The sequence below is a fragment of the Micromonospora sp. BL1 genome (genome assembly GCF_003667485.1).
GTDB classification, from domain to species: domain Bacteria; phylum Actinomycetota; class Actinomycetes; order Mycobacteriales; family Micromonosporaceae; genus Micromonospora; species Micromonospora tulbaghiae.
This window is the reverse complement of sequence record NZ_RCVK01000079.1, coordinates 1-4,203: the sequence shown is the minus strand read 5'-3', so window position 1 is coordinate 4,203 and position 4,203 is coordinate 1. Positions and strand designations below refer to the sequence as shown.

5 protein-coding genes are annotated in these 4,203 nt (G+C 73.1%); all 5 read left to right on the top strand.

Annotated features, from left to right (window positions below):
• On the top strand, positions 1 to 206 hold a 206-nt coding region (locus EAD96_RS00595), incomplete at its 5' end, for a carbohydrate-binding protein (RefSeq protein WP_368666021.1).
• Positions 191 to 838, top strand: a complete 648-nt coding sequence (locus tag EAD96_RS00590) for a DUF305 domain-containing protein (protein ID WP_121682890.1) — start codon at positions 191 to 193, stop codon at positions 836 to 838. The genes EAD96_RS00595 and EAD96_RS00590, both read left to right, overlap by 16 nt.
• Before the next feature lie 318 nt (positions 839 to 1,156).
• Positions 1,157 to 2,746 (top strand): DHA2 family efflux MFS transporter permease subunit, encoded by a 1,590-nt coding sequence (locus EAD96_RS00585; RefSeq protein ID WP_121682889.1) that lies wholly within the window; start codon positions 1,157 to 1,159, stop codon positions 2,744 to 2,746.
• A gap of 117 nt (positions 2,747 to 2,863) precedes the next feature.
• On the top strand, positions 2,864 to 3,088 hold the full coding sequence (locus EAD96_RS00580; protein WP_120570029.1) for a hypothetical protein: 225 nt from the start codon (positions 2,864 to 2,866) through the stop codon (positions 3,086 to 3,088).
• A 35-nt stretch (positions 3,089 to 3,123) separates the two neighbouring features.
• Positions 3,124 to 4,194: a PIN domain-containing protein gene (locus EAD96_RS00575; RefSeq protein WP_121682888.1), complete on the top strand. Its 1,071-nt coding sequence runs from the start codon at positions 3,124 to 3,126 to the stop codon at positions 4,192 to 4,194.
• The last annotated feature ends 9 nt before the right edge of the window (positions 4,195 to 4,203 follow it).

Genomic DNA, 4,203 nt, shown 5'->3' with positions numbered 1-4,203 from the left:
CCGCGGCGCCCACCACGCCCGCGCCCTCGCCCACGCCGACCCGGACCAGCACCCCGGCGCCGGGCGGCACCTGGACCGCCGGGCGGGCGTACCAGGTCGGTGACACGGTCACCTACGACGGCCGCAGCTACCGCTGCCGCCAGGCGCACACCGCGATCGCCGGCTGGGAGCCGCCGAACGTACCGGCGCTGTGGCAGCAGATCTGAGCCGGCGTACCCGCGCGGCGGAGCAGGCCGGTCCCCGGCTCCGCCGCGCGTCCGCCGCCGCCCGGCCGGTCGCGGTGGTGCTCGCCCTGGTGCTGGCCGTGACCGGGTGCGGCGGGCCGCCGGCCGCCGATCCGCCCTCGCCGGTCCCGTCCGCCACGGCCGCGGTCCCGTCCGGCGCGGACGCCACGACCAGCGGGATCGACGCGCTGTTCCTGGCCATGATGGTGGCGCACACCGAGCAGACGCTGGAGATCGTCACGCTCGGGCTCGACCGCGCCACCGACCCGCGGATCCGTACGCTGATCGCCGCCGTCCGGGCCACCGAGACCGACGAACTGGCCACCATGCGCGGATGGCTGCGCGACGCCGGCCCGTCGGCCGCCGCCGCGGCCGCCCGGCACGACCACTCCGGGCACAGCGACGCCGCCGCCGGACTGGCCCGGCTGCGCGCCGCCGCGCCCGCCGACGCCGACCGGGTGCTGCTCGACGTGCTCAGCCGGCACCAGCGCACCGCGGCCGACCTGGCCCGCGCCCAGGTCGCCGCCGGAACGAGCGAGCGGGTACGCGACCTCGCCCACCGCATCGACCGTTCGCGTACCGCCGAGATCGACCTGATGGCCGGCCTGGGCTGAGCGGCCGGCCCCGCGAGGCGGCGGTGTGGGGCATGACCTTCGTCACGGTCGCGCCCGCCGACCACGCCCCGACAAGGCTGGCGAATCGGCGCGCACTAGCCCTTTCCGCGAGCCGCCGGACCGCTTGCGAGCCGGGTGCGGGGCCCGCTGCCGTGCCGCCGCGGCTCTCCCGTCGGCAAAACCGGCCGCGTCTCGTCCCAGGTCATGGCTACGCTGTCGCCCGGACGCCGCCCCGCCGCGCGTTCCGCCCGCGCTCCGCAGACGGCGCGCGGCGCCGCCACCGCCTCCCAGTGCCGGACCGGATCCAGGAGACCGTCAGTGACCCAGCAACCCGTAGCGACGTCGACGAAACTCGACGCCGCCGTACTCAAGGTGGCCGGCGTCGTCGTGCTCGGTGCGATCATGTCGATCCTCGACGTGACAGTCGTCAGCGTGGCGCTGCCGACGTTCCAGAGCGAGTTCGACGCCACGTACGCCCGCGTCGCGTGGACCATGACCGGCTACACGCTCGCGCTCGCCACGGTCATTCCGCTCAGCGGCTGGGCCGCCGACCGGTTCGGCACGAAACGCCTCTACATGGTGGCGTTGGCGCTGTTCACCATCGGCTCCGGGCTGTGCGCCACGGCCGACTCGATCGGCGAGCTGATCGCCTGGCGGGTCGTCCAGGGCCTCGGCGGCGGCATGCTCATGCCGCTCGGCATGACGATCATGACCCGGGCCGCCGGCCCGCACCGCATCGGCCGCCTGATGGCCGTGCTCGGCATCCCGATGCTGCTCGGCCCGATCACCGGCCCGATCCTCGGCGGCTGGCTGATCGACGTCGCGAGCTGGCACTGGATCTTCCTGATCAACCTGCCGATCGGCGTGGTCGCCCTGGTCTACGCCCAGCTGGCGCTGCCCAAGGACAACGCCGAGCCGTCCGAGTCGTTCGACTTCCTCGGCATGCTCATGCTCTCGCCGGGTCTCGCGCTGTTCCTCTACGGCATCTCCACGCTGCCGGAGACCGGCACCGTCGCCGACACCAAGGTGTGGCTGCCGATGCTCGTCGGCGGCGCGCTCGTGGTCGCCTTCGTGCTCTACTCGTTCCGGCCCCGGCACCCGCTGCTGGACCTGCGGCTGTTCCGCAACCGCAACCTGACCATCGCCACCGTGACCATGTTCGTGTTCATCATCGCGTTCATGGGCGCGGGCCTGCTGTTCCCGAGCTACTTCCTCCAGGTGCGCGGCGAGTCCACCCTGACCGCGGGCCTGCTGATCGCGCCGCAGGGCATCGGCGCGATGCTGACCATGCCGATCGCCGGCATGCTCGCCGACCGCGTGCCGGTCGGCCGGACGGTGCCGTTCGCGCTGGTGCTCATCGCGGCCGGGTTCTTCACCTTCACCCAGCTCGGCACCGACACGTCGTACTGGCTGCTCTGCGGCTCGCTGTTCGTGATGGGCCTCGGCATGGGCGGCACGATGATGCCGATCATGACCTCGGCGCTGAAGACGCTCAGCGCGGCGGAGGTGGCGCGCGGGTCCACGCTCGTCAACATCCTCCAGCAGATCGGCGGTTCGGTGGGCGCCGCGGTCATGTCGGTCATCCTCACCAGCGAGCTGAACGGCTCGCGGCCGATCCCCGGCGTCACCGACCCGGCCACCGGCGCGCCGCTGACCGAGGCCCAGCTCGCCATCGCCTCGCAGCAGCAGCCCGAGCTGATCCAGCAGTTCCCGGTGCCGCCGTCGCTGATCGAGCGCGGGCTCGACTTCGCGGCGAACTCCTTCTCCACCACGTTCTGGGTGGCCTTCGGTCTGGTGCTGCTGACCTTCATCCCCGCGGCGTTCCTGCCCCGCCGCCGGGAACCGTCGCACCTGCTCGACGGCGACGCGGGCGACGACAAGCGTCAGGTGCCGGTCCCGATCCACTGACCGCCGCCGTGACCCGGGGCCGGACGCGTGTGCGTCCGGCCCCGGCTTCTTGATCCGCCACCCCGGCGACGGCCTGCGCCTAGGATCGGAGACGGAACCGGAGGAAGGCGGGCCAGCGTGAGCGCAGACGACGCGCAGCGGTCGGCGCGACGGCGGAACCGGCTGCTGCTGGCGGGCCTGCTCGCCGTCGTCGGGCTGATCCTGCTGCTGCTCGGTCTCACCGTCGCCACCGGCACCGTCGCGGGCGTCGAGGTGGTGCTGGCGCTGTTGCTGCTGGTGGCCAGCTACGCGATCCAGCGCGTGGCCCGCCGCGAGACCGTCTACCGCGACGAGCGGCGCTGACCGGCCCGGCGCCCCGGCCGGGCTAGGCTGCCGGTGTGGATCACGAAGACCGGATTGCGCTGTTCCTCGACTACGAGAACCTGGCCCTGGGCGTACGCGACCATCACGGCGGCCGGCCGTTCGACTTCCGGCCGATCGCCGACGCGCTCGCCGAGCGGGGACGCGTGGTGGTGCGCCGGGCGTACGCGGACTGGTCGTACTTCGACGAGGACCGGCGGATGCTCACCCGCTCACACGTCGAGCTGATCGAGATACCGCAGCGGATGGGCGCCTCGCGCAAGAACGCGGCCGACATCAAGATGGCGGTGGACGCGGTCGAGCTGGCGTTCGAGCGCGGCTACATCTCCACGTTCGTGATCTGCACCGGGGACAGCGACTTCACCCCACTGGTGCACAAGCTGCGCGAACTCAACAAGCGGGTGATCGGCGTCGGGGTGGAGAAGTCCACCTCCGCGCTGCTGCCGCCGGCCTGCGACGAGTTCCTCTACTACGACCGCCTCGAAGGCGTCGACGTACCGCCACCGGCCGCCCGCCGGGCGCGCCCGGCCCGTCCCTCACCGGTGGAGCCGGCGCCCGAGCCGGTGGTGGAGACCGCGGCCGAGGAGGAGTCCGCGCGGGACGTCGACACGCTCGCCGTGCAGCTCGTGCAGACAGTCGCCGGCATGCAGGGCAGCTCCAGCGGCGACGTGACCGCCTCCGCGCTCAAGCGCGCGCTGCTGCGCAAGGACCCCACGTTCAGCGAGTCCGACTACGGCTTCCGTACCTTCGGGGAACTGCTGCGCCACCTCGCGGCGCACAACGTGGTCGAGTTGGCCGCCGGGCCCGCCAAGGGCGATCCGGAGGTGTCGCTTCCCGAGCAGGGCGACCGGGAGGTCGCGTTCGGGCTGCTCCGCTCCGTGGTGGTGGACCTCGCCGCGGACGGCGGCGCGGTGGCGTTGTCCGGCCTGAAGGACCAGCTCCGGCGCGCCCGACCCGACTTCAGCGAGAAGAAGCTCGGCTACCGCAGCTTCCTCCAGTTCTGCAAGGCCGCCGCGACCGACGGCGCGGTGGAGCTGCGCTGGAGCCCCGAAGACGGCGACTACCTCCTGACCCCCCACACCCCCTGACACGCCGCC